This is a genomic window from Streptomyces huiliensis (genome assembly GCF_020037025.1).
In the GTDB taxonomy this organism is placed as follows: Bacteria; Actinomycetota; Actinomycetes; order Streptomycetales; family Streptomycetaceae; genus Streptomyces; species Streptomyces huiliensis.
In genome coordinates this window covers 1-1,463 of record NZ_JAIQLH010000326.1, presented here as the reverse complement: position 1 = coordinate 1,463, position 1,463 = coordinate 1, and the positions used below count along the sequence as shown (strand labels likewise).

The 1,463-nt window shown below is 75.7% G+C and carries 2 protein-coding genes; both read left to right on the top strand.

Annotated elements, in window-relative coordinates:
- Positions 1-960 (top strand): fatty acid kinase subunit FakA-related protein (locus JNW98_RS32445; protein WP_504755624.1); only part of this gene is annotated, 960 nt, incomplete at its 5' end.
- 142 nt (positions 961-1,102) lie between these two features.
- Positions 1,103-1,463, top strand: a 361-nt coding sequence (locus tag JNW98_RS32440; RefSeq protein ID WP_372459379.1) for an OB-fold nucleic acid binding domain-containing protein, incomplete at its 3' end; no start/stop codon positions are given.

The following is a 1,463-nucleotide window of genomic DNA, read 5'->3' as shown; positions in this document are numbered from 1 at the left end:
GCCCGGCCCGCCGGCCCCTGCCCGGCCGAGGCCGCTCCCGGCGCGGGCGGCCCCGCCTACGAGGTGATCTACCTGCTTGAGGCGGACGACGCCGCCGTCGCCCGGCTCCGCGCCCGGCTCGACGCGCTGGGGGAGTCGCTCGTCGTCGTCGGGGGCGACGGCCTCTGGAACGTGCACGTCCACGTGGACGACGCGGGCGCCGCCGTCGAGGCAGGCGTCGACGCCGGACGCCCGTACCGGATCCGCGTCACCCACTTCGGCGCCGCCGCCGAGGAGCGCCCCCGAGCCCCCGAGCGCGTCCAGCGGGCCGTCGTGGCCGTCGTCCCCGGCGCGGGGCTGGCCGCCCTGTGCGCGGAGGCCGGCGCGACCGTCGTGCCCGTCCGGCCCGGCGAACCGCCCGCCAGCGGCGAGCTCGTCGAGGCGGTCCGGCGCGCGCACGCCCACGAGGTCGTCCTCCTGCCGAACGACCCCGACCTGCGGCACACCGCCGCCGCGGCGGCCGAGCAGGCCCGCACCGAGGGCGTCCGCGTCGCCCTCATCCCCACCCGCTCCCCGGTCCAGGGCGTCGCCGCCCTCGCCGTCCACGAACCCGGCCGCCGCTTCGACGAGGACGTCGTCGCCATGACCTCCGCCGCCGGCGCCACCCGCTACGCGGAACTGACCGTCGCCGAAAGCCGGTCCTGGACCATGGCGGGCGTCTGCCAGGCCGGCGACGTGCTGGGGCTGATCGACGGGGACGTCGCCGTCATCGGCGCCGACCTCGCCGCGACCGCCGCCACCGTGCTGGACCGGATGCTCGCGGCCGGCGGCGAACTCGTCACCCTCGTCGTCGCCGACGACGTCCCGGCCGGCTTCGCCGAGGGACTGGAGCGGCACGTACGCGGCGGCCACCTCGCCGTGGACACCGTCGTCTACCAGGGCGGCCGGCAGTCGGCGCCCCTGCTCATCGGCGTCGAATAGCTGTGCCGCCCGGCGTTGTCAGTGCCGTGGTGTGCAATGGGACCGTGCCCGTACCCGTACCCGACGTCCGGAGAACCCGGAGAACACCGTGCAGCTCGATCAGCCCCTGAAGAAGATCCTCGGCGGCACCACCGCGAAGGTGATGGCCGAGCACCTCGGCCTGCACACCGCCGGCGACCTCCTGCACCACTACCCGCGCCGCTACGCCGAGCGCGGCGAGCTGACCCGCCTCGCCGACCTGCCGCTCGACGAGCACGTCACGGTCGTCGCACGGGTCGACAAGGCCGCCGTGAAGACCTTCAACCAGGGCCGCGGCGTCCGGCTGGAGGTCGTCGTCACCGACGGCAGCGGCGCCCTGACCCTGGTCTTCTTCGGACGCGGCGCCTACGCGCGCGAAAAGGAGCTCGTCCCCGGCCGCCGCGGCATGTTCGCCGGCAAGGTGTCCCTGTTCAACCGCACCCGGCAGTTGCTCCACCCCGACTACGAGCTGCTCGACCGGGACA